Origin of the sequence: Geodermatophilus pulveris (assembly GCF_900188375.1) — a bacterium.
Lineage (GTDB): Bacteria > Actinomycetota > Actinomycetes > Mycobacteriales > Geodermatophilaceae > Geodermatophilus > Geodermatophilus pulveris.
Genome location: NZ_FZOO01000007.1, coordinates 127,708 through 152,915, shown reverse-complemented (window position 1 = coordinate 152,915; position 25,208 = coordinate 127,708). Strand labels below are relative to the sequence as shown.

The window sequence follows — 25,208 nt, the reverse complement described above, 5'->3', positions numbered from 1 at the left end:
GCGCGCTCGGCTTCGCAGCGGCGGGCCCGTCGGCAGAGATGATCAGAGACCAGCGGTCCGCTGCTGACGTGAACGCGGCTTGCTGACCGGGATTTACGAGTCGTTGCGGAAGTACGCCAGCGGGGTTGGCCCGCTGCGCGACGGGCGCCTCACCAGCGCGGCCTGTCGGCGGGTCAAGCGGAGCAGGACTTCCGCAACGTCTTCTTAGTCCGCCAACAAAGCCTACCTCGATGTCGTAGCCGTGACCTTCGTTTTCCACCGTCATTCCTCCCTTGGTAATAGCACGGTCTCTGCTGTATCCATGCGGTGAGCGGTAGAAGGCCATCCTCGTCCCCCGTGCCCGGTCTGCGTCGTAATACAAAGCCTCCCGGGCGTGCGTCACCGGCACGTCACCGACTCGCCATCGCTTTGAGGCTTGTCTCACGTGGAGAGCTTCTTGTAGCAGGTGAGCGTTGCGGCCAGGGTGAGGAATGCGGTGAACAGCCGGGCGCAGGGCTCATAGCGCAGGGTCAGCCGGCGGTAGCCGGTCAGCCAGGCCAGAGAGCGCTCGATGACCCAGCGGTGCCGGCCCAGCCGATCGCTGGTCTCGATGCCGCGGCGGGCGATCGTGGCGTGATCCCGGACATGATTGACGGGTGAGCCGCTGACCTGCCCGGATCACCTGAACCAGCGCTCTGAGCTGCGTTTATGGGTAAGGGAGGTCGTTGGCTCGCGATGGTGGAAGACGGACATTCCGCGGACTTTCTGCGGACTCTGTGCGGACTGCAAGGTGGGCGCCCGGCGTTCGGGCCCGTTGCCAGGCACTGGCGGGCTCGCCGGACCTACCCGGGCCGCTCATCTCCGGCACCTCCGCCCTATCCCAACGCCGGCTGCTGGCGGAGGCGCGGAAACAGCGGCGCCGCCGGCAGGGTGGCGAGACCTGTGGATGCCTGCAGCGACCCTGGAGCTGGTCTGCTTGGCCGGACGGTTGGTGACCGGCGTGGTGGCCCGCGGAGCACTCGGGACCACCACGCCGTGCCCACTCAGTCCTCAGTCGCTAGTCTCGATGATGATCCGGCAGGTCACGCACTCGAAGGCACGCACCCCGTCGTCGGACAGTCGCCGAACGATGGACCCCCGTTGCGTCCTGATCGTCAGGACGCGCGGGTAGTGGCGGCTCAGCGGCTCCAGGCGATGTCGAGGGTTCTCCGGACAGACGATCTTGTTACCGGTCATGGTGCGGATGGTTGACCAGCGGCATGCCTTACGTCGCGTCCTGAGCTGCACCCGAGCGTCCGACCCATGCCAGGTGCCGATCCGCAACGAACGCACCCTGCTTGAGGCGGCCCTTGAGGATTCCGACACGAGTCCGACCCTCGACGACCTGGAGGCCAGCGCCCGGCGGCCTGAGCAACCTGCGGTCGATCAAGACAGGCCACCGCTTCCAGGTGCCGTGGAAATCCCACATTTGCGCGACACCGAGGTGGACGCCCGAGTCTCGCACGTTGATCCAGTGGTCAGGATCCGCAGCGAACTCATCGATGATGTCGCGCTCCGAAGGGCCTGTCGGCATCGCGGCGATGTCTGCGGCTCGCAGCGCTTCGAGGTCCCAGTGGATAAGCGACAGATCGACATCGCCGTAGTCCCGGAGAAATGGCCCCTTGTCAGAGTGGTCGTACAGCCACTGCTCAGCGACGTCATCCGGCCACCCGAGCTCGAGCACTCGCTCGGCTGTACGGAACGCTGTGAATCCTCCCCCAGACTCGCGGGACGCCTCGGCGATAGCGGTAAAGTCGGCGAGGTGCATCTGAAGATTTTGAACGCAACGGGGCGGAACCGCACTTGCCGAGGGGGAAGGCGCTACGGCGACATCGCGATCTTCGCGGCGGCGGCGTCCCGCAGGGGATCGTTCACCAGGAACCGCGAAGAGCCGGTTCAACTGCCGGGCAGGCGATGGGTCCACGTCAAGAGCCACTCCGACCTTATGATCTCGGCTAACGGATACCGGAGCATGTTGCTCACCCAAGCGCGCGGCTACCGGGACTGACCGGCATGCCTGAATTGGAATTGGACCGCGCAGCGGTCGACCGGGTGCGGGGTGCCGCGCGTGGCCCGGCGGCGGATGGGGTCCTCCCGCTTCCGTCCGCGGCAGCCACCAGCGACGTGCTCGCCGTCGGCGAGGCTACCCACGGCAGCAGTGAGTTCTTCCGGACTCGCGCGGCGATCGTCCGCCAGATGGTCCAGGACCACGGCGTGCGCCTGGTCGCGCTTGAGGCGAGCGCTGCGGCGACCGTGGATCTGGACCGGACCCTCGGCTGTGGCCCGACCGAGGCCCAGATCGTGGACGCCCTCGGCGGCCTGGGTTACTGGACCTGGAACGTGCGGGAGATGCTGGAGTTCCTGGCCTGGATCGCGTCGTGGAATGCCCGGCACCCGGTATCCGACAGGGTCCGGGTCGTCGGCGTCGACCCCAACGGGGCCGGCTCGGCTCTGGCGCGTCTGCGCAGGTCTCCCCCCGGCGGCCGGGCCGCCGTGGCAGCGCTCGACCGCCTTGCCCCGCTCGCCGAACGCGACGGGAAGCTCTTGGCGAGGGACCGGGACCTGCCCGGGCTGATCGAGGCCGCGACCGGCGTCCGGGAGGCGCTGCTCGCCCACGAGTGCGGCGTCAGCAGCGCAGGCGCGGCCTCCGGCGACGAGCTCGCGCGGGCGGCCCTGCTCGACTGCCGCGTTCTGCTCACCGGGTTGGAGCTAGAGACGGACATGCGGCGGCGCGGGCTTCACCCCGGGGCTCGGGAGGGCCTCCGCGACCAGCGCATGGCGGACCTGCTGACACTCCATAGGGCCGCGGACGGGCAAGGCCGGGCACCGGTGGTGCTGCTCGCCCACAATGTGCACATCTCGCGGGAGGTCCCCGTTGACGCCCGGTACCGCCCGCTCGGCGCGATCCTCGCCGACGAGCTCGGCGATCGGTACTACGCGCTAGCGCAGCTCTTCGGGCGAGGAGAGTTCCTCGCCAAGAGCGTCATCGCCCCGTCCCTGCAACGCCGCCCTCGCCGGCGGCGCGTGACGCTGATGGCGGGCCTGCCGCTGGTCGAGCACGTGCTCGACCGGGTCGACGGAGACGCATACGTTCTTGACCTCCGCCAGCACGCGGGCTGGACAGCAAAGGCGCTGTCCCGTCACAGCACCGCACGCGCGTACGGCGCCCAAGTCGTCCCCGTCGTCTACCGGACGTCGGTGACCCACATCGACCCGGGGCGCGCTTACGACGGCATCGTCTACCACCGGAAGATCAGTTCGTCGACGCTGCTCCCGCGGCCTCCCCGTGCTGCGCGCAGGCGCCGCCCGGGAACGAGCGACCTCTCATAGCCCTGTCACCCGCGAGGCGCAGTGACGACCCTGTGACACAGGGTTTCGTAGGCGTTGGTCGCAGCGGCCTTGCCCGCTGTTGCCACTGTCATGGCGAAGGATCCTTGGTTGGCGAGGTCTCCGAGGCGCTGTCCTCGAGCACCCGGCCATTTTCGCTGACCTGTAGACCATCGGCCGGCGGGACACCGTGTAGTTGCTGGTTGAGCGCTCAGAGCACGTGTCCGTGCTCTAGCCTGCCGCAGTGGATCTGGGGCCGGTGCGCGATGCGTACTCGTCCATGTCGAAGCAGTACATCGGCCTGTTCGACGGCGGCTGGCAAGACCACGAGGACGACACGGCCCTCGTCCGGCGGCACCTGATAGGACTCGCCGGACCCCTGCTCGACCTCGGGTGCGGGCCCGGTCACTGGACCGCCTACCTGCATTCCCTGGGCGCTGACGTCACCGGCGTCGACATCGTCCCCGAGTTCATCGCACACGCACGGGCGACCCATCCCGGCCCGGAGTTCAAGCTCAGCTCCATGACCGAGCTCGACATCCCCGAGCACTCCGTGGCGGGCATCCTTGCCTGGTACTCGACGATCCACCTGCCGCCGACGGAACTCGACCGGGTGCTCGCCGCGTTCCGCCGGCTCCTGGCGCCCTCCGGCATGCTCGTCGTCGGCTTCTTCGACAGCGACGATGACGTGGCCGCTTTCGATCACAAGGTCATGACTGCGTACCGCTGGCCGGTCGACGTCTTCACCCAGCACCTGGCGAAGGCTGGCTTCACGGAGGTGCAGCGCCTGCAGCAGCAGTCCCCAGATCGACCGGACCGGAAGTACGCCGCGGTCGCCGCGCGCGCCTCCTGAGCCCTCCTCCCCGGTCAGCCCCGGTATGGGGAGAGGGCGGTGGCGTCCTCGACACGGTATCCAGGCAACGGATTTGGCTGCCGGCAACCGCTGACTGTGCCGCCTATCCGCCACGAGGGCCTGTCCCAGTAGGCGAACCGTTACCGACGCAGCAAGAGCTGCCGAGAAGCAGTCAGCGTCTGTCCCGCAAGGGATGGTTCACCGGGCGGCCGGCGGCAGGCCGGCCGCACCTCTGTGGTGCCCCCGGCAGGATTCGAACCTGCGACACACGGTTTAGGAAACCGATGCTCTATCCCCTGAGCTACGGGGGCTCGTCGGCGCGGGGGCCGACCGGGGAGTACCGGTCGAGGCTAGCGGGCGGGCCGCCGTCCCCCTCCCCGGAGGGCCGCCGGGTGGTTACCGTCGGTCCGTGGTCGTCGCGCTGGTCTGGCTGCTGGTCCTGCTGGGTCTGCTCGGGGTGCTGCTGTACGCCCTGGGCGTCTGGTCGGCCCGCCCCCTCGTCCCCGCGGGCGCCGGCCGGGGTCGGCTCGGGCCGGCCGCGGTCGGGCCGGCGCGGTGGGCAGCGGCGCACGACGAGGTCGACGGCCGGACCCGGGTGCTGCTGCGGCGCTCCTGCCCGGGGCCCGACGGACTGCCGGTCGTCCTCGAGGACCGCGTCTACACCGCCTTCGCAGCGGCCGACCCGGCCTGGGAGGCGCGGTTCACCGAGGCGATGGCCGGCGCCCGGTTCCGCTGCGCGTACCTCAACGCGGAGGAGTCCGCGGGCTGACCGGCCCTGCGGGCGGTCTCCCGCACCAGCCGGACGATGGTCCGGGGCCGGTCGGACTGGGGCGCGTGCCCGGCGAAGAGCAGTGGCCGGAACCGGGAACGCGGCACCAGCGGCAGGTACCGCACCGTCTGGCCGGAGGCGATCCAGTCGGCCACGCCCTGGACCAGGGTGACCGGGCAGTCGATGCGGCGCAGGCCCCGCGGCAGGTCGAGCACCAGTCCCCACAGCAGGGTGCGCCAGAAGCCACGCGCGTCGGCAAAGCCCTCGCGCGCCCCGACGGCCTCCTCGGCCGAGGTGCGCCACGGGCGGGCCTTGAGCGGTGCGAGCAGCGCCGTCCGGCCGGGCGCGGACCCGGACAGCCGGTCGACCAGGGGCGTACCGGCGCGGAAGGCGACACGGGCCAGCGCCATCCCGCCGGCCTGGACCACCCGCTCCCGCGGCAGGTTCAACCCCGACGGCGCGATTGCCACCACCGACCGGGCGCGGCCGCGCCGGGCCAGCTCCAGCGCGACCCGGGCGCCCAGCGAGTTGCCGAGCACGTGCGCCGCCGCGACGCCCTCCGTGTCGAGGGTCGCCTCGACGGAGTCGGCGAGGGCGGCCACGGTGGGTCGCCGGTCCAGCGTGGGGGAGCCACCGACCCCGGGCAGGTCGACGTCCAGGACGTCGAAGGTCTCCGCGAGGTCGCCCACGACGGCGGCGAAGTCACGGCGGGAGCTGCCCATGCCGTGCAGCAGCAGGAGGGGCTCGCCGGAGCCGGTGCGGGTGAGGGACAGCGGTGCAGCCATGCAGGAGGGGGTACCCGGTGGCCGGCCGCCGAGCGGTGAGCCTCCCCACGTGCGCCGTCCCCGGCGGCGGCCGCCCTGGTGACGGCGGCAGGATGGGGGCATGGGTCAGGTCGTCGCCACCGCCGAGCACGTCGTGCACGCGCCCGTGGACCGGGTGCGCCTCGCTCTCGCCGACTACGAGGGGGTGCGCCCCCGCGTGCTCCCCGAGCAGTTCAGCGCCTACCGGGTGCACAGCGGCGGCCAGGGCGCCGGCACCCGGGTGGCCTGGCGGTTCGCCGCCACCGCCAAGCGGGTGCGCGACCAGCTCGTCGAGGTCAGCCGGCCCGACCCGGACACCCTGGTCGAGACCGACACCCGGTCCTCGATGGTCACCACCTGGACGCTGCACCCGGCCGACGCCGGGGCGACCACCGTCCGGGTCCGCACCACCTGGAACGGCGCCAGTGGCATCGGCGGCTTCTTCGAGCGCACCTTCGCGCCCCGCGGGATGCGCCGGACCCACGAGGAGCTGCTCGCCCGGCTGGACCGCGAGCTCGCCACCCCCTGAGCCGCGGGCGCGGGTGGACGACGAGGGGGACCATGGCGGCGTGACCGCCGTCCCCACCGCCGTCCACCCGGCCACCGCCGACCCCGGCACCCTGGACGCGCTGGCCGGGCTGGTGGCCGACGGCGACGTCGTCGTCCTGACCGGAGCCGGGCTGTCGACCGACTCCGGCATCCCCGACTACCGCGGGGCCACCGGCTCGCTGCGCCGGCACACGCCGATGACCTACCAGACCTTCCTGCGCGACCCCCGCGGCCGCCACCGCTACTGGGCGCGCAGCTACGTCGGGTGGCCGCAGATCCGCGAGGCGCGGCCGAACGCCGGGCACGCGGCGGTCGCCGACCTGCAGCGCGCCGGCCTGGTCGGCGGGCTGATCACGCAGAACGTCGACGGCCTGCACCAGGCCGCCGGGGCGCGCGACGTCCTGGAGCTGCACGGCGGGCTGGACCGCACGATCTGCCTGGCCTGCGGGGACGTCGCCGGCCGCGGCGAGCTGCACGAGCGGCTGCGGGCGGCCAACCCGCACTTCGGCCCGCACGCCGACGAGGTCAACCCCGACGGCGACGCCGAGCTGCCCGACGAGGTGCTCGACGGGTTCGTCATGGTCGACTGCACCGCCTGCGGGCGCGGACCGCTCAAGCCCGACGTCGTCTTCTTCGGCGAGACGGTGCCGCGCGACCGGGTGGACGCCTGCTTCGCCATGGTGGAGCGGGCCGGCTCGCTGCTGGTCCTGGGCTCCTCCCTGACCGTGATGAGCGGTTACCGGTTCGTGCTGCGCGCCGAGAAGCTGGGCGTCCCCGTCGGCCTGGTCAACCTCGGCCCCACCCGCGGCGACGCCAAGGTCGACGTCCGGGTGGACGCCCCGCTCGGGACGGTGCTGCCCGACCTGGTGCGGCGCGTCTCCGCGGGATGACGCGGGTGGTCACGCGCACCGACGACGGCCGCTGGCTGGTCGTCGACGGCCGCCGGTGGCGGGCGGCCGACCCCGCGCTGCCCGACGACGTCCGCACCCGGCTGCTGCACCACCTCGGGGTGGCCCGCTCCGCCGTCCGCACGGCCGGCCGGGCCGGGGACGACACCGCGCTGGCGGCCGCCCGCGCCCGCGTGCAGCTGGCCAAGACCGGGCTGGGCGAGCGGGGTCCGGCCTGGTGGGAACAGGACGACGGCGCCCGCCGCGCCCGCTGGGAGGGCGCCCTCGCTGCGCTCGACCCGTCCGGCGGTTGACCGCGCGCGGGCCCGGGCAGGAAGGCCGTCGATGCAGACCTTCCTGCCCGTCCCGGACTTCGCCGAGAGCGCCCGGCTGCTGGACTCGCCCCGCCTGGGCAAGCAGCGGGTCGAGACGCTGCAGGTGCTGCGGGCGCTGGAGCTGCCCGACTACGGCTGGACGTCGCACCCGGTGGTCCGCATGTGGCGCGGCCGCACCCCCGCGCTGGTCGCCTACGGGCTGGCGACGGTCCGGGCCTGGCAGGAGCGTGGCTTCGCCGACAGCACGCACACCCTGATCGCGGAGTTCGCCCCGGACGCCGTCGGCGTCCCGCAGGAGGAGCTGGCCCGCGCCGGGATGCTGCCGTCCTGGGTGGGTGACGAGGCGGTGCACCGGTCGCACCGGTCCAACCTGCTGGCCAAGGAGCCGGAGTTCTACCGGCCGCGGTTCGGCCCGCGCTTCGGCCCCGAGCCGGAGGACCTGCCCTACGTCTGGCCCGAGCCCGACGACCTGCCGCCGCCGGCCCCGCCGGAGGGCGCGCGGGTGTGGGTGGTGCGTCCCCGCGCGCACAACGAGCTCGGGGCCTGTCTGGCCGCCGGCGTGGTCGGTCTGGGCACCCAGTCCGGCATCGACGTCGACGCCACCGGGCTGTCCCCGGCCGAGCTGCGGGCCCTGGCCAAGGAGCTGTCCGGACGCCGCCCCGCCAAGGACCTGCGCCAGCTGTCGGCCTTCCTCGACGAGATCCGCCCCGGCGACCCGGTCGCGCTGCCCGTCGAGCACGGCGCCGGGCTGCTGCTCGGGGAGGTGCTGGGGGACTACCTGTTCCAGGGCCGGGAGCTGCTGCCGCACCGCCGTCCGGCCCGCTGGGACCGCGTCGTCCCGAGGGCGGCCGCGCGCCCGCCGGCCACGCTGCAGGACCCCCGGGCGCTGTTCTCCGTCGTCCTCGACCCGGAGGTCCTCCCGCCGGCGCTGGCCGGCACCACCTACCGCGAGCCGGCGCTGCCGCTGGTGTGAGCCCCTCGGGCGCCCGGCCGGCGGATGTTCTGCAGCCGCACCTGGCCGCGGGCGACCAGCTTGCCGTCCCCGGCGCGGGTGATGAGCACCTGCCACAGCTGCTGGGTCCGGCCCTGCTGCACCGGCTCGGCGACCACCTCCAGCCGGCCCTCGGTCATCGAGCGGATGAAGTCGGTGGTGTTGTTGACGCCGACCGCGAACTGCCCGGAGTCGGCCACCGCCACGCTGGCCCCGATGCTGGCCGCCGACTCGACGACGGCGCAGTAGAGCCCGCCGTGGACGACGCCCCACGGGGTGTGGTGCTCGGGCCCGACCTGCACCGACCCGGTGACCCGGGTGCCGCTGACCTCGCCCACCTCCAGCCCGGTGGCGGCGACGAACCGGCTGGCCGATGCCGGGTCCACCGCCGGCAGGTCGGCGGTCACGCCGCGTCCCAGACCAGGCAGAAGGGGTGGCCGACGGGGTCGGCGTAGACCCGGAAGTCGCCTCCGCCGCCGGGCAGCCTCCGGGCACCCAGCGCGAGCGCCCTCGGCTCGGCCTCCTCGACGTCGGCCACCCGGATGTCGAGGTGGAACTGCTGGGGGTGCTCGGGGTCGGGCCAGTCGGGGGGCCGCAGGTCCGGCGCCTGCTGGAACGCCAGCCGGTACCCCTGCCCGGTGACGACCACCCAGTCGTCGCCCGGCCCGCCCCTGCTCACCTCCATCCCCAGCAGGTCGGCGTAGAAGGTGGCGAGCGCGTGCGCGTCGGGCGCGTCGATGACGACGGAGTGCAGCTGGCCGATCATGGGCCCATCCTGCGGGCCGGGCCCGGGCCCGACCAGCGGGGTGCCGGGCCGCCGTCCGCGGGGACCGGGCCGGCGGGGCAGGATCGTCGGCGTGGACCCCTCGACCGCACCCCGGCTCGGATCGCTGACCTGGACCCCCGCCGCCGAGCGGCCCGAGCTGCTGGCCGCCCCGGTGGCCGCGGCGCTGGGCGCGCTGACCGGGCCCGCCTGGGTGGCCGAGATCGACGCCGACCTCGCCGACACCGCCGCCTTCACCGAGGCCTACGGGGTGCCGCCGGAGGTGTCGGCCAACTGCGTGGTCGTCGCCGCCCGCCGGGCCGGGCAGACCGAGCTGGCCGCGTGCCTGGTCCCGGCGACCGCGCGCGCCGACGTCAACGGCCTGGTCCGCCGCCACCTCGGTGCCCGCAAGGTGTCCTTCGCCCCGCAGGACGTCGCCGTCGCCGAGAGCGGCATGGCCTACGGCGGCATCACCCCGCTCGGCCTGCCGCCGTCCTGGCCGGTGCTCGTGGACCCGGCCGTCGCGGCCGCCGAGCTGGTCGTCGTCGGGTCGGGGACCCGGGGCAGCAAGCTCGCCGTGCCGGGGGCCGTGCTGGCCGCGCTGCCCGGGGCCGAGGTGCTCGCGGGGTTGGGCCGCCCGCTGGCCGAGCCGGCGGCGCCGCGGCCGGAGGGCCCGGCCGGGCGGGCGCCGGACGACCGCGACGTGGGCTGGGGCGAGCGGCCCGAGGAGCCCTCGGCCGACGACCGGCGCCACCTCGAGGACCGCCCGCCGCACTGGGGCACCGACTAGAGAGAGGACCACCGTCCTCCCCACGCCTCGCAGGCTCGGCGCGGGCCCCTGGACGGTGGCCGTTCCAGCACGTCACCTGGCGCGCAGCAGGCCGCGGATCTCGGCCAGCAGCTCGGTCTCCGTCGGCCGGGCGGGACCGGGCCCCTCGCCGCGGGCGCGCCGCTCGACCAGCGCCTTCATCGGCAGCACCACGAGGAAGTAGATGACGGCCGCCTGCCCGTCGACCACGAAGACCCCGCCCAGCTGGCCGCCGCCGCTGACCAGGCCCACCAGCGGGGTGAGGAAGGACGCGGCGAAGGTGTTGACGACGGCGGTGAACGCCGTGCCGATGACGACGGCGACCGCCAGCTCGACCACGTTGCCGCGCAGCAGGAAGTCCTCGAAGCCCGAGAGCACGGGCGTCATCCACCCACACGCGGGGTGGGGGGTCCAGCACCCGGAGCAGGGCGTGGCGGCAGGCTGAGCGTCAGGGTGGCGGTGGTGGCCGCGGCGGCCAGGCGGGTGGCGGTGTCGCCGTCGACGGCGAGCAGCAGCAGGCCGTCGCCGTCCGGACCGGGGGTGGCGAGCACCGGCGCCCCGGCGGCCACGACGTCGGCCCGCGCGGCGTCCGGGGCCGTGGCGAGGACGTCGACCCGGTCGCCGGGCCGCACCAGCGCGGTGACCGCGAGGTCCGCGAGGCGCACCGGCGCGGCCACCTGCCCGGCGGCCAGCCGGCCGGTCAGGGCGGTGCCGGCCAGCCCGGCGTCGGTGACCGGGGTGCCGGACCGCACCGCACCGGCGAGCGCCTGGCCCACCACGGCGGCCGGGTCGTCGACCGCGCCGGCGGGCCGCAGGGCCGGCGGGTAGCGCGCGACCACGAGGTCCGCGGCGGTGAGGACGGCGCCCGGGGCCAGGTCGGCCGCCGCGACGACGACCGGCACCGTCGCCGGAGGGGCGGCCGGTGCCGCCGCGGGCCGCAGGGCGAGCACCAGCGCGCCGGCGGCGAGCAGCGCGGCGAGGAGCTGCCGGGCGGTGTGCAGCGGCCGGCGCGGGCGGCGGAGGCGGACCATGGGCCCAGGCTGGCCGCCCCGGGCCGGTGGCGGGGCGGTGCCGGCCGGGTTGTGGACGACGCGGCCGGCTGTGGACCGCGCCGCGGGTCAGCTCGTGGCGGCGCTGCTGCTGGAGGTCGAGCCGGTCCCGCCCGTCGAGGACGTGCTCGCCGCGGCCGGCTTGGCCCCGCCGTCCTTGGTGCCGCCGTCCTTGGTGCCGGCGTCCTTGGTCGCGCCGTCCTTGCCGGTGGACGAGGAGCCGTTCTCACCCGAGGACGCCTTGGCGCGGCTGTCGGTGCGGTAGAAGCCCGACCCCTTGAAGACCACGCCGACCGAGCCGTAGACCTTGCGCACCGGGCTGCCGCACTCCGGGCACTCGCTCACCGGGGCGTCGGTGAAGCTCTGCACGACCTCGAACTGGTGCTTGTCGGCCGGGTTGGTGCAGGCGTACTGGTACGTGGGCACGGTGCGGGCACTCCTCGTCAGGCGGGCCGGGCTGGCACTCCCACCCGGCGACTGCCAATGATGCGCGCCGCGGCCCCCCGCGTCCAACGTGTGTCGGCGAGCGTCATGCTCGCGGCGCGTGAGCGTGGGACTGCGGTGGCAGCCGTGCGTCGCCCTGCGGCGGCGCGTGCGGGATCGCGGTGCCGGCTCCGGTGCGCGGCCGCGGAACGGAGTGGTGGATGGCCGGGGTGCCGGCTGCGGGTGGGCCGCCAGGACCGCGAACCGGGCGCTCGAGGTGCGCTACCGTCGCCCTCCCTGGGCCGAGGGGGTGCCCGACGGTGAGGATGCCCAACCCGCGAGTGCTGGCCGAGGTGCTGCGCACCGGGCACGTCCACGCGCGGCTGCGCGCCGCGCGTGAGGGCCTGACCGGGGTCCGGCTGCAGGTCATCGCCGCTGCGCTCGACCTGGGCCTGCTCGACGCACTCGGTGAGGGCCCGGCCGGCACCGAGCAGCTGGCCGGGCGCCTGGGTGTGGTCGACCACGATCTGCTGGCCGCCTACCTCCGCGTGCTCGCTGCCGCCGGGCTGGTCACCGGGGAGGCCTCGTGGCGGCTCACCCGGTACGGCCGGGCAGTCGCCGGCGACGACGTGGTGCGCGCGTCGTACGAGGGCTTCGGCGGCTACCACAGCGAGCTCTACCGGGCGCTGCCGGCCCTGCTGCGCGGTGGCCCGGGGCGGCACGACACCGTGGACAGCGGCGAGGTGGTCGCCCGGCTCTCCGCCGCGATCCACCCACTGATCCGCGACCTGCTCGTCCGCACGGTCACCGCGCGCCGGCCGCGCCGGGTGCTCGACATCGGGTGCGGTGCCGGCCTGCTCCTGGCGGCGATGCTCGAGGCTGCTCCAGAGGCCGTCGGCATCGGCGTGGACGTCGACCCCGACGTCGCGGCCCTGGCCCGCCGCACCCTGAGCGAGCGGGGCCTGGCCGACCGGGCCGGCGTCGAGGAGGTCGACATCCGTGAGGCGCTCGCTGCCGGACTCCCGGGCGCCCTCGCCGACGGCATCGACCTGGCCCTGCTCGCCAACAGCATCTACTACGTGCCGGTCGACGAGCGGGTCGAGCTGCTGCGCGCGGTCGCCCGCCTGCTCACACCCGGCGGCGCTCTCCTGGTCGTCACCACGGTGGCGGGGCCGCAGGTGTTCAGCCGGCACCTGGATCTGCTGCTGCGGGCGCAGGATGGCCGCATGGAGCTGCCCGCCGCCGACGTGCTGCTCGGTCAGCTCCGCGAGGCGGGCCTGCAGCCGGACCCACCGGAGCGGATCGGTCCCGCCGGCGCTGCGCTCAGCGCGGTGACAGCGATCCGCTGAGGACGTCGGTCACCCGGGCCGAGAGGTGGCGGTCGGGGAGCGGCGGCCGTCGCGCCGGGGCGCGGGACGAGGACGTGGTCGATGAGCTCCGGCCCCCGGTGGCGTGCGTCGAGGGTGGGCGACCCGGGCTCACCGTTGCGGGTCCTGGCTCACGACCGGCAGTGAGCCAGGACCGCGGATGACCAGCTCACCTGATCGTCGGGGAGCCTCGGCGGCCGAGGTGGCGGTAGCGGTGCAGCCGGGTGCGGAAGCGCTCGCCGTCGTCCCGGCCCAGCAGCCCGGCCAGCTCCTCGCCCAGCACCCGGCCCAGCCGCCGGCAGAACTCGACCGGCTCGTCGGCGGCGTCCGGCCGCTCGGGGACGACGCGGTCGACGATCCCGGCCCGCCACAGGTCGGTCGCCCGCACGCCCTGGTGCGCGGCCATGTCCCCGGCGCGGTCGACGGTGCGGTGCACGATCGCCGAGGCGCCCTCCGGCGGCAGCGGGCCCAGCCAGCCGTTGGCCGCCGCCAGCACCCGGTCGGCCGGCGCCAGCGCGAGCGCCCCGCCGCCGGTGCCCTGGCCGAGCAGCACCGCCAGCGTGGGTGCCCGCAGCATCACCAGGTCGGCCAGGCAGCGGGCGATCTCCGCGGCCAGGCCGCCCTCCTCGGCCTCCTGCGACAGCGCGGCCCCGGGGGTGTCGATCAGGGTGACCAGGGGCAGCCGCAGCTCGGCGGCCAGCCGCATCCCACGCCGGGCCTCGCGCAGCGCCCCCGGACCCAGCGGTGCCGACATCGACTGGCCGCGCCGGTCCTGGCCCAGGACGACGCACGGCGCCCCGCCGAAGCGGGCCAGGGCCAGCAGCAGCCCCGGGTCCTTCTCGCCGGCCCCGGTGCCGGACAGGCCCACCACGTCGGTGGCCGCCGTCCGCAGCAGCCCCCGCACGCCGGGCCGGTCCGCGCGCCGGGAGGCGGTGACGACGTCCCAGGCGCTGCGCCCGTCCGTGCCGTCGTCCCCGCCGAGCCCGGCGTCCGTGCCGTCCTCCCGGGTCGGCCGCTCGGCGTCGGCGACGTCCTTGTGCCAGGTCTGCCGGGCGGCCAGCACCCGCAGCGCGCGGTCGGCGAGCTCGGCGATCTCGGAGTTGGGGACGACGGCGTCGATGAGCCCCCGCTCGGCGAGGTGCTCGGCGGTCTGCACGCCCTCGGGGAACGGCTCGCCGTAGAGCGCCCGGTAGACCCGGGGGCCGAGGAAGCCGATCGCGGCGCCGGGCTCGGCGATCGTCACGTGCCCGAGCGACCCCCACGAGGCGAGGACGCCGCCGAACGTGGGGTCCCGCAGGTAGACCAGGTAGGGCAGGCCGGCCTCCTTGTGCCGGGCGATGGCCGCGGTGATGCCGATCATCTGCAGGAACGCGACGGTGCCCTCCTGCATCCGGGTGCCGCCGGAGACCGGCGCGGCCAGCAGCGGCAGCCCCTCCTCGGTGGCTCGCTCGACCGCCGTGACCAGCCGCTCGGCGGCGGCCACGCCGATCGACCCGCCGAGGAAGCCGAACTCCCCGGCGAGGACGGCGACCCGCCGCCCGCGCAGCAGGCCCTCGCCGGTGGTGACCGCCTCGTCCTGCCCCGACCGCTGTGCCGCGCGGGCCAGCTCGGCGGCGTAGGCCGCCGGGAGGTGCCCGGTGTCGACCGGTGCGTCCCAGCTGCGCCAGGAGCCGGGGTCGAGGACGAGGTCGCGCAGCGTGCGGGCGTCGGGGGCGCCGCTCACCCGCCCAGCCAGGCGCGGACCGCCTCGTTGGCCGAGCCCAGCACCGGCGGGGCGGCGTGCTCGCGGCGGGTGGTCTCGGTCTCGCCGTCCGGCCCCGCGGCGAAGAAGCGCAGCGGCGGCCCGGGCAGCGACACCCGGCCGAGGGTGGCGTGCTCGACGTCGACGAGCAGGCCCTGGGACTGCGTCTGGCCCCACGCGTAGACCTCGTCCAGCGAGCGCACCTTGCCCGCCGGGACGCCGGCCCCGGCGAGCCGGGCCAGCAGCTCCTCGGGGGAGATGTCGGCGAAGGCCCGCTCCAGCAGCTCGATCACCTGCTCCCGGTTGCCGACCCGCTCGCCGTTGGTGGCCATGCCCGGCGCCTCGGCGTCCAGGCCGAACTCGGTGCACAGCCGGCGCCACAGCCCCTCGCTGCCGCAGGAAAGCTGCACGGTGCCGCCCTGGCAGTGGAACAGCCCGTACGGCGTGATCGAGGGGTGGTGGTTGCCCTGCGCCCGGTTGACCTGGCCACCGACGGTCCAGGCGGTGCCCTGGTAGGCGTGCACGCCGACCACCGCGGACAGCAGGGAGGTGCGCACCACCGTCCCGCGGCCGGTGCGCTCCCGCTCGTAGAGGGCCGACACGACGCCGTAGGCGCCGTACATGCCGGCCAGCAGGTCGCTGATCGGGACGCCGACCTTCTGCGGGTCGTCCGGCCCGGAGCCGGTGAGCGACATGAGCCCGCCCTCGCCCTGGGCGATCTGGTCGTAGCCGGCCCGCCCGCCCTCGGGGCCGTCGTGGCCGAAGCCGCTGATCGACAGCGTGACGAGCCGCGGGTTGAGCTCGGCGAGCACCTCGGTGCCGAACCCGAGGCGGGCCAGCGTGCCGGGGCGGAAGTTCTCCAGCAGCACGTCGGCGCGGCGCACCAGCTCGCGCAGCAGCTCCCGGTCGCCGTCGTCCTTGAGGTCGAGGGTGACCGACTCCTTGTTGCGGTTGGCCGACAGGAAGTAGGTCGACTCCCGGTCGCCACCCTCGGGCTGCACGAACGGCGGGCCCCAGCCGCGGCTGTCGTCCCCGCTGCCGGGGCTCTCCACCTTGATGACGCGGGCACCGAGGTCGCCGAGCATCATCGCGGCGTGCGGGCCGGCGAGGGCGCGGGTGAGGTCGACGACGAGGACGCCGTCCAGCGGTCCGGACACGGGGGTGCCTCTCTTCTCGGCGGCGGACGCAGAACGCGGAGCCCGACCACTGTGTCAGTGACCGGCCGGGAGCGCCTGCCATCCCCCTCGGGGGGTGACCACGTCGGTCACCCGCTGGTCGTGCGGCTCGACCGGCAGCTCGTCGACCAGCTCGTCGTCGAAGACGAGGGCGACCAGCCGCGCGTCGGGCCGCACGTGCCGCAGCGCGCGGTCGTACCAGCCGCCGCCGCGGCCCAGCCGGACCCCCGTGCGGTCCACCGCCACGGCGGGGACGACGACGATCTCGGCGGTGCCGATCGCGGTGGGACCCAGCCGCGGCCCGACCGGCTCCAGCAGTCCGTAGCGGCCGGGGGCCAGCCGGCCGGTGTCGACCGCCCAGGTCAGCTCGCGGCCGCCCCTGGGCACCACGGGCAGCAGCACCCGCGCGCGCAGCTGGGTGAAGGCCGCCGGCAGCCGGCCGGCGCCGGGCTCGGAGGGGTCCGGGACGAACGCCGCCAGCGTCCGCGCGCCGGCCAGGCCGCGCAGCAGCGCGGTGGCGACCGAGGCGCCGGCGGCGGCGCGCTCGTCGGCCGGGCGGGCCTCGCGGTGGGCGAGGAACCGGGTGCGGAGGGCGACCTTGGTCTCGGTCACGTCGTCCGCGGGGGTCACCGACGTAGGCTAGCCAGCCTGCCTGGGTACCGGCCGATCCCGTCCCGGCGCCGCCCCGGCCGGAGCCGCCCCGCTCCCGTTCCCGTCGGCGCGCCCCGCGGGACACGCCCTAGGCTCGCGCCCATGCCGACTCCGAGCACCCGCCCGACGCGGAAGGCCGTCATCCCCGTCGCCGGGATGGGGACCCGTTTCCTGCCGGCCACCAAGGCGGTGCCCAAGGAGCTGCTGCCGGTGGTCGACCGGCCGGCGCTGCAGTACATCGTCGAGGAGGCCGCCCGCGCCGGCCTCGGCGAGGTGCTCATGGTCACCGGGCGCGGCAAGGCCGCGATCGAGGACTTCTTCGACCGCCAGCCGGAGCTGGAGACCGCCCTGGAGGAGAAGGGCGACGCCGCCCGGCTCGCGGCGGTGCACGCGTCCACGGACATCGCCCAGGTGCACTTCGTCCGCCAGGGCGAGGCCCGCGGGCTGGGCCACGCGGTGCTGCAGGCCGCCGCCTTCGTCGGCGACGAGCCGTTCGCCGTGCTGCTCGGCGACGACATCATCGACGCCCGCGACCACCTGCTGGAGCAGATGCTGCAGGTGCAGGCCGAGCACGGCGGCTCGGTGGTGGCGCTGCTGGACGTCGGCCGGGAGAACATCGACAAGTACGGCGCGGTCGCCGTCGAGCCGGGGGGCACCGACGTCGTGGCCATCACCGGGCTGGTCGAGAAGCCGCCGGCCGACGAGGCGCCCAGCAGCCTGGCGATCATCGGCCGCTACGTGCTGGCCCCCGAGGTCTTCGACGTCCTCCGGGACACCGCCCCGGGCCGCGGCGGGGAGATCCAGCTGACCGACGCCCTCGCCACCCTCGTGGCGCGCGGCGAGCCGATGCACGGGGTGGTCTTCTCCGGTCGCCGCTACGACACCGGCGACCGGCTGGACTACCTCAAGGCCGTCGTCCAGCTGGCCGCCGAGCGCGACGACCTCGGGCCCGGCTTCCGCGCGTGGCTGGCCGAGTTCGTGGCCGACCTGCCCGCCGCGGGCGCGTCGCAGGCCTGACCGGGACCGCGCCGGGGCAGCATCGACCCCCGTGGTGGGCATGACCGGGAACGGCGGGGACGGATCGGTCCCGGGGCAGCGGGACACCACGGCGCTGGACCTGCGCCGCGGCACCCCGGTGCGGGACGTGCCGGCGCCCTCGCCGGCCCCCGCCGCCGCCGTCCCCACCCCGGGCGGGCACGAGACCACGGCGATCGACCGCGGCCAGGTGCCCCCGCCGCCCGCCGCCGCCGTGCCGGCGCCGCCGCGCGGCGTCGAGCAGCACCTCGACGAGATCCTCTCGGCCGTGCCACTGCCGGACCCCATCGAGCTGGCCGTCCTCGACGCGCAGGGACTGCTGTGCGCCGAGGAGGTGGTCAGCCAGCGGGCGCTGCCGGCCTTCGACCAGGCCGCGCTCGACGGCTACGCCGTCCGCGCCCTCGACGTGGAGGGCGCCACCCCCGCGGAGCCGGCCCGGCTGTCGGTGGTGGGGGAGACCGTCGCCGGCCTCAGCGGCCCGTCGTCCATCGGGCCGGGCATGGCGCACGCGGTGGCGGCCGGCGCGATGCTGCCGGCCGGCGCGGACGTCGTCGTCCCGGGGGTGTGGACCGACGGCGGCACGGTCGAGGTGGCGGTGCACGCCGGCCCGGAGCCCGGCAGCTACGTGCGCCGGGCCGGGGACGACGTCGCGCCGGGCACCACCGCGGTGCAGGTGGGCACCCCGATCGGCCCCGCGCAGATCAGCCTGCTCGCCGCGGTCGGCCGCGACCGGGTGCAGGTGCGCCCGCGGCCGCGGGTCGCGGTGCTGTCCGCCGGGAGCGAGCTGGTGGAGATCAGCACCGACCCCGGCCCCGGGCAGGTCGTCGACGTGAACAGCTACGCGCTGGCCGCGGCCGCGCGCGACGCCGGCGCGGAGGCCTACCGCTGGGGCATCCTCCCCGCCGAGCGGCGCCGCCTGTCGGAGGTGCTGGAGAGCCAGCTGCTGCGCAGCGACCTGCTGCTCATCGCCGGCACCCTCGCCACCGAGGGCGACCTGGTGCAGGAGGTGCTCGCCGAGCTCGGCCCCATGCAGTTCTCCCAGGTGACCATGCACCCCGGGCCGGTGCAGGCCTTCGGCCGGCTCGGCCGGGACTCCGTGCCGGTCATCTGCGTGCCCGGCGAGCCGGTCGCGGCGCTGGTCGCCTTCGAGGTGTTCGTGCGCCCGGCGATCCGGGTGATGCTCGGCAAGCGCCAGCTGTTCCGCCGCACCGTGCAGGCCATCGCCGCCGAGCAGCTGCTGTCCCCGCTGGGTTACCGGCAGTACCTGCACGGGCAGGTCATGCGCCACCCCGACGGCGGCTACGTCGTCGAGCCCCTGGGGGACGGCGGCGAGGCGATGCTGGCCCGGATGGCGCGGGCCAACTGCCTCATCGTGGTCGACGAGGACGTCACCGAGGTGGCCGCCGGCGGCCTGGTCACCGTCATGCCCCTGCTGCTCGGCGGCTGAGCGGGCGGTGGTCGATCCCGCCCTGCGGCCGGGCTGGCCGGCACACCTGTCCTGGGGGCCGGTCGAGCTGCACCCGCCGCGCCGGCGGGACGCCGAGGAGTGGAGCCGGGTCCGGGTGGCCAACGAGGCGTGGCTGGCCCCCTGGGAGCCCACCGCCCCCGGGTCGTGGGCCGCGCGGCACACCCCGGGCACGTACCGGGCGATGCGGCGGGCGGTGCTGCGCCGGGCCGCGGCGGGCACCTCGCTGCCGTTCGTCGTCCGGGTCGAGGGCCGCCTCGCCGGGCAGGTGACCATCGACAACGTCGTCCGCGGCGCGCTGCGCTCGGGGAACCTGGGCTACTGGATCGACCGGTCGGCGGCCGGCCGGGGGCTGGCCACGCTGGCCGTGGCGCTGGTCTGCGACCACGCGTTCGGCCCCGCGCGGCTGCACCGGCTGCAGGCCGACGTGCGCCCCGAGAACGTCCGCAGCCGGCGGCTGGTGGAGCGGCTCGGCTTCCGCCACGAGGGCCTGCTGCGCCGGTACCTGGACATCGACGGCGACTGGCGCGACCACGACACCTTCGCGCTGCTCGCCGAGGACGTGCCCGGCGGCGTGGTCACCCGGTGGCGGGCCCGCCTACCACGCTGAGCGCCGCGTGGACGGTGCCGCGGGGCCGACACGCCGCCGTCCCGGCACTCCCGTCACACCACGACCAGGACACGCCGCGCGCCTCCCTCGCCCCAGCCGGAGCGCGCCGTACCTTCCCCCGTCAGGTGACTCGTGTGACGGGTGGTGTTTCTCAGATGGGTTCGGGTGTGCTGCTGGCCGCTCTGGTCGTGCTGTGGTTCGTCGTGCTGGTGCCCATGGTGGTGACCCGCGGCGACGGGCAGGCGGCCGGCGCCTCGGGGGCCGACTCCGGCCGGACGCTGCAGCGCCGGCGGACGGTGGACCCCGCGGTCGACGCCCCGACCGAGCGGGTCTCCGTCGACCGCGCCGCGCTGCGCAGCAGCGGGGAGCTGCGGGTCGACGTGCACGCCGCCCGCCGCCGCACGCTGGCCGTCCTGGTGACCCTGGTGCTGGTGGCGCTGGTCGGCGCCCTGGTGTGGAGCCCCTGGCTGTGGATCGCCCAGGGCCTGGTCGACGTCGCGCTGGTCGCCTACCTGGTGGTGCTGCGCGGCGTCGCCCGCCGGGAGCGGCTGGCCGCCCGCCGGGCCGCCCGGGCGGCCGCCCGCACCGTGCGCGGGCCCGCCGAGCGCCCGGTGCCCGCGCCGCGCCCGGCCCCCGTCGCCGAGCAGCCGGCCGCCGAGGTGCACCACTCCACCGTCGGCCTGCTGCACCCGAGCCTGCCGCTGGCGCTGGTGCACCCGCTGCGCCCCGGCCGCGTCGTGGCCGCCCGGGACGCCGCCCCGGCGGGCTGGCAGAACAGCGCGGTCGTCGGCCTGGACGACGACGACATCGGGTTCGCCGACATCGACGTCTACCAGCCGCGCCGCGTGGCCAACGGTTAGCGGAGCCCGTGCCCCCCGCCGCTCGTGGGCTCGCGGCGGGACCCTGCACGGGGATCGGTGCCAGCACGTCACCGGTCGGGCCTCGCCCCGTCCGCGGGGCCTCGGGAGGCGGGCGGTAGGCTCATCTCCCGTCAGGGGCTGTGGCGCAGTCCGGTAGCGCACCTCGTTCGCATCGAGGGGGTCAGGGGTTCGAATCCCCTCAGCTCCACCCCGACAGCACGGAAGCCCCGCCCGGTCCCGGGCGGGGCTTCCGTCGCACCGGGGCCGGGCACACCGGTCCCAGGCACCCTCACGGCCGCGCTCGCGGGGCCCTCCCGTGCGGACGTCGACCGGTGGACCGGGACGGCGCGGCGCCGGCATCCCCCGATCGGGTGAGGAGCGGTGCCGGGACCCGCGGGCTTCCTCCTCGCGGTGTCGATGAGCTGGTGTCGGACACGCAGGCCACTGCGTCCCACCACCACCGTCGGAGGAGTTCCCGTGCATCATCGTGCACCCCGGGCCCGTCGCACCGTGCTCCCCGTGGCGGTGCCCGTGGGCCTGGTGCTGAGCCTCGCCGTCACGTGGGGATCGACCCACGCGGCCTTCTCGGCGAGCACCGACAACCCCGGCAACTCGTGGCAGACCGGCAGCGTGGTCCTCGCCGACAGCGACAGCGGATCGGCCCTCTTCACCACCGACAGCGCCGTCAGCCCCCACGACGGTGCCCTCAGGCCCGGCTCGACCCGGTCGCGCTGCATCCGGATCGACTACACCGGCAGCCTGCCGGCCGACGTCCGCATGTACGCGGGGACGCCGTCCGGCGGCGCGACTGCGCTGGACCCCTATCTGGTGATGAGCGTGGAGCGGGGCAGGGACGTCGCCTCGGGGACCACGGTGGCGGCCGACTGCAGCGCCGGCTTCGCCTCCACCACCACGCCGACGTTCCTCTACAACACCCAGCAGGCCGATGCCTCCACGGCGGACGGCTCGCGGACGCTGACCCACCTCAAGGCCACCCACGCGGACTACGGGACCGGCGTGGTCGTCAGCGCGAACACCGCGCCGAGCACGTACCTGACCCTCCGGGTCACCTACGCCGTCAAGGACGACAACGGGGCGCAGAGCAAGCAGTCGAGCGCCACGTTCACGTGGGAAGCGCAGAACACCCAGTGACCGCGACCTCCCCGGGCGACGGTTCCCGTCGTCAGGTCCCGACCGGACGCACGGCCGGCCTGCGCGGCGACGCCGCCTCGGTGTGCCGTGTGGCCATCGCGGCGCTGCTGGTGGCCATCGCCGGACTGGTGTTCCTCGCCCTCGCACCGCGGCTCGTCGGTCTCCAGGGCCACGTGGTCGTCTCCGGCTCGATGGAGCCGCGGATCTCGCCCGGCGACGTCGTGCTGACGCGGGCGGTGCTCCCCCAGGAGCTGCAGCCGGGCCAGGTGATCCTCTTCCCCGATCCCGAGGGGGCCGACCGGCTGGTGCTCCACCGCCTCGTCTCCTTCGACGAGCGAGGCGACCTCGTCACCCGGGGCGACGCCAACCAGAGCAACGACAGCACGCACGTGCCGGCCGCGAGCGTCATCGGCCAGGCGCAGCTGCGCGTCCCCTACGTCGGGCTGCCCGCGTACTGGCGGGGCACCGGGCAGTGGGGCCGGCTGGGCCTGCTCACCGCCCTCCTCGTCGCGGCGAGCGTCTCCACCCTGGGCCCGGGCTCGGGCCCGGGTGCGGAGCCGCGGGGCCGCACCAGCGCCGACCGGCTCGCGGCCACCCCGGCCCCGGACCGCGTCGTCCCCCGGGTCGGGCTGCCGCCCGTGCCGCCCACCGGCCGACCCGGGACCGGCGCCCGGAAGCCGGTGGCGGTCGGCGACCCGGTCCGGTGACCGTGGCCGCCTGCTCAACATCGGCCGCGTGCGGCCGATGACAGGAGGGGGACGCCGGCACGGCGCCCGTGGCCGCACCGCGGCACCGCACGAGGAAGGGGGAGAGCCGTGCGCCCAGCACCGCTTCCCGCATCCCCGCGCCTGCTGAGGAGCAGCACAGGCGCCGCCTGGTTCGCCGGCGCCGCCCTGTTCGCCCACCTGACGGCCGGGTGGCTCCCGGTGCCGGTCGAGCCGGCGGCCGCGAGCACCAGCGCGGTCAACCTGGTGGACGACCGCGGCGGTGCGGCGCTGTTCACCTCGGCCGGCCTGCGCCCCGGTTCCACGGAGAGCGCGTGCGTGGCCCTGACGGTGACCGGATCCGCCCAGTCCCTCGGCGAGGTGACGCTCAGCGCCGAGGTCGCCGAGGACGCCCTCGCGCCCTACCTGTACCTCACCGTCGAGCGGGGCGCCCTCGGTGACCCGGCGCGGTGCGCGTCCTTCGTCGGCGTACCCGCGTGGAGCGGCACGCTGGCCCAGCTGCCCCGGACGGCAGCCGCGGGGGTCCCGACGGGCTGGCGGCCGGGGGTGGAGACCTCGACGACCTATCGGGTCAGCGTCACGGTCCTCGACGACCACCGGGCGCAGGGCCTGCGTGCCGCGGCCGCTTTCGTCTGGGCCCTCGACTTCGAGCCGGCACCGGAGCCGACCCCACTCCCGGCGCCCGCGCCGGTGACCCCCGCGCCGGCGCCCACGCCGACGCCCACGCCGACGCCCACGCCGACGCCCACGCCGACGCCCACGCCGGCGCCCACGCCCACGCCGGCGCCCACGCCGACCGCCGTCCCGACCACCCCGCCGGAGCCGGCCCCGACGTCCGAGGCCCCGAGCCCGGCCCCGACCCCGCGGGTGACCGCTCCGCGCGGGGGCGGCGACGTCGTCCAGGCGCCGCCGTTGCAGGCGTCCCCCTCGACGGTCGCGGAGGTGGCCGCCGCGGTGGGGGAGACGGCCCTCGCGGTCGTCGAGGACGGCCAGTTCCCGCTCGCGCTGGTCGCCGTGTCCGCGGGCTTCCTCGCCGTGCAGGGCCGTCTCGACCGCAGGGACCCGAAGCTGGCGCTGGCCCGGGTCCACCAGGAACTGAACGACTTCCGCGAGTTCCCCGAGTTGCCGAGGACGACGCCCGCATGAGTCAGACGACTGCCTCCCCACAGGGTTCCCTGGACAACCTGCCCCTGGCCGACCGCCTGCGGTGGCTGCTCGCCGTCCGCATCGGCGTCGTCGTCCTCCTGCCGGTGGCGGCGTGGGCGATCGCGCGGACGGCCGACACACCCGCGGTGGAGACCCTCGTCGTGCCCGGCGTGGTGCTGCTGGCCGTGGGGCTCCTGCTGCACCGGCTGTCGGCGCTCGGCCGTCGCTGGGCGGTGGCGGCGATCACGGTGCCGGTGATCCTCGACGCGGTCCACCTGGGGTGGGCGCTCTACGTCGCCGGCGGCATCACCGGGCCGGTGGTGTACGTGATCGTCCTGCACGTCATCTGCGTCACGCTGCTGGGCTCGTTCCGCACCGGGCTCAAGCTCGCCCTGTGGCACTCGCTCGTGGTGATGTCGGTCCTCAAGGCGGTCGACACGGCCCTGCTGCCCGCGCACGGCAGCGTCCAGGGCTTCGAGTCCCTGCCCTACGGGGTGTTCCTCGTCGCCGTCTGGGTGACCGCGGTGATGACCTCGGGCCTGGGCGCGGTGAACGAGCGCGAGCTGCGCCGCCGTCGCTACGACGAGGAGGCGCTGCGCCGGCTGGCGGGCGCCCTGCACGAGGCGGACACCGGTGCCAAGGTGGCCGAGGCGCTGCTCGACTTCACCGTCGACGCCGCCGACTCCCCGCTGGCCGCGGTGCACTGCCACGTACCCGAGGGCAGCGCGGTACCCGCGGTCGACCTGGCCGTCCGCAAGCACCGGGACCAGGACGCCGAGCCCCTGCGGGCGGTCGGCGCACCCCCACCGGGGTCGCTGCTCGCCGCAGCGGTGGACCAGGGCAGCACGGTCCTGGCGGCCATGAAGGGCCCGGACGCATGGGTGGACGAGGTGCTCGAGGGCGCCCGGCGGGTGGTCGCCGTCCCGTTCGGTCTGGACGGCTCCGGCAGCGGGGTCCTGACCTTCCAGGACGACGCGCGCACCGGCTCGCGCATCGAGCGACGCCGCGTCGGTGTCGCCGAACAGGCGGTGGCGCACGCCGCGACGGCGTTCGCGCGCGTCGCGCTGCTCGAGCACCTGCAGGCCAGCGCGCTCACCGACGGTCTCACCGGGGTGGCCAACCGCCGGGCCTTCGACGCCGCGTTCGAGCGGGAGCTGGCGGTCGCGGCCCGCACCGGTGCGCCGGTGTCGGTCCTCATCATCGACCTCGACCACTTCAAGAAGCTCAACGACACCTACGGTCACCAGGCCGGCGACGACGTCCTGCGCGGTGTGGGTGCCGCCCTGCGGTCCTGCGTGCGGCCCGGCGACGTCGCCGCGCGCTACGGCGGTGAGGAGTTCGCGCTGGTCCTGCCCGGCGCCACGGCGGACGACGCCGTCGCGGTCGCGGGCCGGCTGCGCACGGTCCTGCGGGAGGTGGAGGCACCGAGGCCGATCACGGCGAGCCTGGGCATCGCCTGCCAGCTCGGGGCCGGCCTGTCCGCCGCGGAACTCCTCGCCACCGCGGACACGGCCCTGTACGCCGCCAAGGCCGGCGGGCGGGACCAGGCCCACCTGGCGGGTGTGGAGGGAGCGGTCACCGGCGTCGCCGTCGACGAGCCGACCGTCGCGGCGCTCCCGCTCCCGCCCGTGCCGGCCCGGGCGCACGCGGCCCCCTGACCGGAGTCCCTCCGACCGGACGCCGTGGCGCTCCTCCCTCCGGGGCAG

General features: G+C 75.6%; 27 protein-coding genes, 2 tRNA genes and 1 pseudogene. 19 read left to right on the top strand and 11 right to left on the bottom strand.

What is annotated here, in order from left to right; translation table 11 throughout:
- Window positions 1-420: 420 nt before the first annotated feature.
- Window positions 421-606, bottom strand: a pseudogene (locus tag CHB98_RS23085) (transposase); the annotation flags it as partial.
- A 682-nt stretch (window positions 607-1,288) separates the two neighbouring features.
- On the opposite strand from CHB98_RS23085, the gene CHB98_RS21735 reads away from it, so the two are divergent.
- From CHB98_RS21735 to CHB98_RS15080, 3 genes are all read left to right on the top strand, one after another.
- Window positions 1,289-2,026 carry a hypothetical protein gene (locus tag CHB98_RS21735; RefSeq protein ID WP_179224539.1) on the top strand — a complete coding sequence of 246 codons (738 nt, stop codon included), beginning with the start codon at window positions 1,289-1,291 and terminating at the stop codon, window positions 2,024-2,026.
- Between the two features lie 116 nt (window positions 2,027-2,142).
- Window positions 2,143-3,348 carry an erythromycin esterase family protein gene (locus CHB98_RS15085; RefSeq protein ID WP_179224537.1) on the top strand — a complete coding sequence of 402 codons (1,206 nt, stop codon included), beginning with the start codon at window positions 2,143-2,145 and terminating at the stop codon, window positions 3,346-3,348.
- A gap of 241 nt (window positions 3,349-3,589) precedes the next feature.
- Window positions 3,590-4,198 (top strand): class I SAM-dependent methyltransferase, encoded by a 609-nt coding sequence (locus CHB98_RS15080; RefSeq protein WP_179224535.1) that lies wholly within the window; start codon window positions 3,590-3,592, stop codon window positions 4,196-4,198.
- 235 nt (window positions 4,199-4,433) lie between these two features.
- On the opposite strand, the gene CHB98_RS15075 is transcribed toward CHB98_RS15080, so the two are convergent.
- A tRNA-Arg gene (locus tag CHB98_RS15075) sits at window positions 4,434-4,509 on the bottom strand.
- A 98-nt stretch (window positions 4,510-4,607) separates the two neighbouring features.
- Here CHB98_RS15075 and CHB98_RS15070 point away from each other — a divergent pair.
- The gene (locus tag CHB98_RS15070) at window positions 4,608-4,967 is read left to right on the top strand and encodes a hypothetical protein (RefSeq protein WP_089306412.1); all 360 of its coding nucleotides are present in this window, start codon (window positions 4,608-4,610) and stop codon (window positions 4,965-4,967) included.
- On the opposite strand, the gene CHB98_RS15065 is transcribed toward CHB98_RS15070, so the two are convergent.
- A complete protein-coding gene (locus CHB98_RS15065) occupies window positions 4,856-5,752 on the bottom strand; it encodes an alpha/beta fold hydrolase (protein ID WP_179224533.1) in 897 nt (298 codons plus the stop codon). The two genes, CHB98_RS15070 and CHB98_RS15065, sit on opposite strands and share 112 nt — an antisense overlap.
- 100 nt (window positions 5,753-5,852) lie before the next feature.
- Between CHB98_RS15065 and CHB98_RS15060 the strand changes: the two genes are divergently transcribed.
- From CHB98_RS15060 to CHB98_RS15045, 4 genes are read left to right on the top strand one after another with little or no spacing between them, the layout of a single operon-like run.
- Window positions 5,853-6,299, top strand: coding sequence for an SRPBCC family protein (locus tag CHB98_RS15060; protein WP_089306411.1), 447 nt, complete (start codon window positions 5,853-5,855; stop codon window positions 6,297-6,299).
- A gap of 40 nt (window positions 6,300-6,339) precedes the next feature.
- Window positions 6,340-7,209 carry an NAD-dependent protein deacetylase gene (locus tag CHB98_RS15055; RefSeq protein ID WP_179224531.1) on the top strand — a complete coding sequence of 290 codons (870 nt, stop codon included), beginning with the start codon at window positions 6,340-6,342 and terminating at the stop codon, window positions 7,207-7,209.
- Window positions 7,206-7,520 (top strand): ParB N-terminal domain-containing protein, encoded by a 315-nt coding sequence (locus tag CHB98_RS15050; protein ID WP_089306409.1) that lies wholly within the window; start codon window positions 7,206-7,208, stop codon window positions 7,518-7,520. The genes CHB98_RS15055 and CHB98_RS15050 overlap by 4 nt, the downstream gene beginning before the upstream one ends.
- A gap of 31 nt (window positions 7,521-7,551) precedes the next feature.
- Window positions 7,552-8,514: an MSMEG_6728 family protein gene (locus CHB98_RS15045; protein WP_089306408.1), complete on the top strand. Its 963-nt coding sequence runs from the start codon at window positions 7,552-7,554 to the stop codon at window positions 8,512-8,514.
- On the opposite strand, the gene CHB98_RS15040 is transcribed toward CHB98_RS15045, so the two are convergent.
- Both CHB98_RS15040 and CHB98_RS15035 read right to left on the bottom strand, forming a co-directional pair.
- Window positions 8,484-8,939: a PaaI family thioesterase gene (locus tag CHB98_RS15040; RefSeq protein WP_089306407.1), complete on the bottom strand. Its 456-nt coding sequence runs from the start codon at window positions 8,937-8,939 to the stop codon at window positions 8,484-8,486. The two genes, CHB98_RS15045 and CHB98_RS15040, sit on opposite strands and share 31 nt — an antisense overlap.
- Window positions 8,936-9,298 carry a VOC family protein gene (locus tag CHB98_RS15035; protein WP_089306406.1) on the bottom strand — a complete coding sequence of 121 codons (363 nt, stop codon included), beginning with the start codon at window positions 9,296-9,298 and terminating at the stop codon, window positions 8,936-8,938. Before CHB98_RS15035 ends, CHB98_RS15040 begins: the two co-directional genes overlap by 4 nt.
- Window positions 9,299-9,389: 91 nt before the next feature.
- Here CHB98_RS15035 and CHB98_RS15030 point away from each other — a divergent pair, with 91 nt between their 5' ends.
- The gene (locus CHB98_RS15030; protein WP_245821177.1) at window positions 9,390-10,085 is read left to right on the top strand and encodes a YbaK/EbsC family protein; all 696 of its coding nucleotides are present in this window, start codon (window positions 9,390-9,392) and stop codon (window positions 10,083-10,085) included.
- Window positions 10,086-10,157: 72 nt separating this feature from the next.
- Here the strand turns inward: CHB98_RS15030 and CHB98_RS15025 are convergent, their stop codons facing one another.
- From CHB98_RS15025 to CHB98_RS15015, 3 genes are all read right to left on the bottom strand, one after another.
- The gene (locus tag CHB98_RS15025; RefSeq protein WP_089306404.1) at window positions 10,158-10,490 is read right to left on the bottom strand and encodes an MscL family protein; all 333 of its coding nucleotides are present in this window, start codon (window positions 10,488-10,490) and stop codon (window positions 10,158-10,160) included.
- Window positions 10,487-11,134, bottom strand: a complete 648-nt coding sequence (gene cpaB, locus CHB98_RS15020; protein ID WP_089306403.1) for a Flp pilus assembly protein CpaB — start codon at window positions 11,132-11,134, stop codon at window positions 10,487-10,489. The genes CHB98_RS15025 and cpaB overlap by 4 nt, the downstream gene beginning before the upstream one ends.
- 87 nt (window positions 11,135-11,221) lie before the next feature.
- Window positions 11,222-11,578: an FmdB family zinc ribbon protein gene (locus tag CHB98_RS15015; protein ID WP_089306402.1), complete on the bottom strand. Its 357-nt coding sequence runs from the start codon at window positions 11,576-11,578 to the stop codon at window positions 11,222-11,224.
- Between the two features lie 323 nt (window positions 11,579-11,901).
- Between CHB98_RS15015 and CHB98_RS15010 the strand changes: the two genes are divergently transcribed.
- On the top strand, window positions 11,902-12,924 hold the full coding sequence (locus CHB98_RS15010; protein ID WP_089306401.1) for a class I SAM-dependent methyltransferase: 1,023 nt from the start codon (window positions 11,902-11,904) through the stop codon (window positions 12,922-12,924).
- A gap of 187 nt (window positions 12,925-13,111) precedes the next feature.
- On the opposite strand, the gene CHB98_RS15005 is transcribed toward CHB98_RS15010, so the two are convergent.
- The 3 genes from CHB98_RS15005 to CHB98_RS14995 are packed head-to-tail and all read right to left on the bottom strand — an operon-like array spanning window position 13,112 to window position 16,488.
- Complete coding sequence (locus CHB98_RS15005; RefSeq protein ID WP_089306400.1) at window positions 13,112-14,665, bottom strand: carboxyl transferase domain-containing protein; 1,554 nt, start codon at window positions 14,663-14,665, stop codon at window positions 13,112-13,114.
- Entirely contained in the window at window positions 14,662-15,840 is a 1,179-nt protein-coding gene (locus CHB98_RS15000; protein WP_089306399.1) for a CaiB/BaiF CoA transferase family protein, read from the bottom strand. The genes CHB98_RS15005 and CHB98_RS15000 overlap by 4 nt, the downstream gene beginning before the upstream one ends.
- A 54-nt stretch (window positions 15,841-15,894) precedes the next feature.
- Window positions 15,895-16,488: a 5-formyltetrahydrofolate cyclo-ligase gene (locus CHB98_RS14995; protein WP_089306398.1), complete on the bottom strand. Its 594-nt coding sequence runs from the start codon at window positions 16,486-16,488 to the stop codon at window positions 15,895-15,897.
- A gap of 123 nt (window positions 16,489-16,611) precedes the next feature.
- Here CHB98_RS14995 and galU point away from each other — a divergent pair, with 123 nt between their 5' ends.
- From galU to CHB98_RS14955, 9 genes are all read left to right on the top strand, one after another.
- Window positions 16,612-17,526, top strand: a complete 915-nt coding sequence (gene galU / locus CHB98_RS14990; protein WP_089306397.1) for a UTP--glucose-1-phosphate uridylyltransferase GalU — start codon at window positions 16,612-16,614, stop codon at window positions 17,524-17,526.
- Between the two features lie 40 nt (window positions 17,527-17,566).
- Entirely contained in the window at window positions 17,567-18,991 is a 1,425-nt protein-coding gene (gene glp, locus CHB98_RS14985; RefSeq protein ID WP_245821205.1) for a molybdotransferase-like divisome protein Glp, read from the top strand.
- Between the two features lie 7 nt (window positions 18,992-18,998).
- Window positions 18,999-19,619: a GNAT family N-acetyltransferase gene (locus CHB98_RS14980; RefSeq protein WP_089306395.1), complete on the top strand. Its 621-nt coding sequence runs from the start codon at window positions 18,999-19,001 to the stop codon at window positions 19,617-19,619.
- A 155-nt stretch (window positions 19,620-19,774) separates the two neighbouring features.
- Window positions 19,775-20,479: a divisome protein SepX/GlpR gene (gene sepX, locus CHB98_RS14975; protein WP_089306394.1), complete on the top strand. Its 705-nt coding sequence runs from the start codon at window positions 19,775-19,777 to the stop codon at window positions 20,477-20,479.
- Window positions 20,480-20,613: 134 nt separating this feature from the next.
- Window positions 20,614-20,687: transfer RNA gene (locus CHB98_RS14970), tRNA-Ala, on the top strand.
- A 311-nt stretch (window positions 20,688-20,998) separates the two neighbouring features.
- Window positions 20,999-21,631 carry a hypothetical protein gene (locus tag CHB98_RS21730; RefSeq protein ID WP_179224529.1) on the top strand — a complete coding sequence of 211 codons (633 nt, stop codon included), beginning with the start codon at window positions 20,999-21,001 and terminating at the stop codon, window positions 21,629-21,631.
- An 89-nt stretch (window positions 21,632-21,720) separates the two neighbouring features.
- A complete protein-coding gene (locus CHB98_RS21725) occupies window positions 21,721-22,338 on the top strand; it encodes a signal peptidase I (protein WP_179224527.1) in 618 nt (205 codons plus the stop codon).
- Between the two features lie 219 nt (window positions 22,339-22,557).
- A complete protein-coding gene (locus CHB98_RS21720) occupies window positions 22,558-23,502 on the top strand; it encodes a hypothetical protein (RefSeq protein WP_179224525.1) in 945 nt (314 codons plus the stop codon).
- Window positions 23,499-25,160: a GGDEF domain-containing protein gene (locus CHB98_RS14955; RefSeq protein ID WP_089306392.1), complete on the top strand. Its 1,662-nt coding sequence runs from the start codon at window positions 23,499-23,501 to the stop codon at window positions 25,158-25,160. Before CHB98_RS21720 ends, CHB98_RS14955 begins: the two co-directional genes overlap by 4 nt.
- Window positions 25,161-25,208: the final 48 nt, after the last annotated feature.

Bases quoted from the DNA above. Each gene is read 5' to 3' on its own strand.
- CHB98_RS15065 (WP_179224533.1), bottom strand. From the start codon at position 5,752: ATGGCTGCACCGCTGTCCCTCACCCGCACCGGCTCCGGCGAGCCCCTC.
- CHB98_RS15060 (WP_089306411.1), top strand. From the start codon at position 5,853: ATGGGTCAGGTCGTCGCCACCGCCGAGCACGTCGTGCACGCGCCCGTG.
- CHB98_RS15050 (WP_089306409.1), top strand. From the start codon at position 7,206: ATGACGCGGGTGGTCACGCGCACCGACGACGGCCGCTGGCTGGTCGTC.
- CHB98_RS15045 (WP_089306408.1), top strand. From the start codon at position 7,552: ATGCAGACCTTCCTGCCCGTCCCGGACTTCGCCGAGAGCGCCCGGCTG.
- CHB98_RS15035 (WP_089306406.1), bottom strand. From the start codon at position 9,298: ATGATCGGCCAGCTGCACTCCGTCGTCATCGACGCGCCCGACGCGCAC.
- CHB98_RS15025 (WP_089306404.1), bottom strand. From the start codon at position 10,490: ATGACGCCCGTGCTCTCGGGCTTCGAGGACTTCCTGCTGCGCGGCAAC.
- cpaB (WP_089306403.1), bottom strand. From the start codon at position 11,134: ATGGTCCGCCTCCGCCGCCCGCGCCGGCCGCTGCACACCGCCCGGCAG.
- CHB98_RS15010 (WP_089306401.1), top strand. From the start codon at position 11,902: ATGCCCAACCCGCGAGTGCTGGCCGAGGTGCTGCGCACCGGGCACGTC.
- galU (WP_089306397.1), top strand. From the start codon at position 16,612: ATGCCGACTCCGAGCACCCGCCCGACGCGGAAGGCCGTCATCCCCGTC.
- glp (WP_245821205.1), top strand. From the start codon at position 17,567: ATGACCGGGAACGGCGGGGACGGATCGGTCCCGGGGCAGCGGGACACC.
- sepX (WP_089306394.1), top strand. From the start codon at position 19,775: ATGGGTTCGGGTGTGCTGCTGGCCGCTCTGGTCGTGCTGTGGTTCGTC.
- CHB98_RS14955 (WP_089306392.1), top strand. From the start codon at position 23,499: ATGAGTCAGACGACTGCCTCCCCACAGGGTTCCCTGGACAACCTGCCC.